The organism is Streptomyces fulvoviolaceus (assembly GCF_000718165.1).
Classification (GTDB): Bacteria; Actinomycetota; Actinomycetes; order Streptomycetales; family Streptomycetaceae; genus Streptomyces; species Streptomyces fulvoviolaceus.
Genome location: NZ_JOEY01000246.1, coordinates 1 through 212, shown reverse-complemented (window position 1 = coordinate 212; position 212 = coordinate 1). Strand labels below are relative to the sequence as shown.

At 75.5% G+C, this 212-nt stretch carries 1 pseudogene; it reads left to right on the top strand.

Annotated features, from left to right (window positions below):
* Positions 1-212 (top strand): annotated as a pseudogene (locus IG08_RS0153735) (hypothetical protein); the annotation flags it as partial.

Below are 212 nucleotides of genomic sequence, written 5' to 3'. Positions count from 1 at the left end.
TCCTCGTCTCCGCAGCCCTCGTGGGCGGCGCCATGCTGATGACCGCGTGCCAGGACACGGACGCGGACACGGCCACGGACACCGGTGCCGCGCAGTCCTCGTCCGCCACTCCGGTCGGCAATGAGGCCACCCCGTCCAGCTCGTCGACCGCGGGCAGCGGCACGGGCTCCGACGCGACGGGCACGGGATCCGAGGACGGGGCCGGCTCCGGC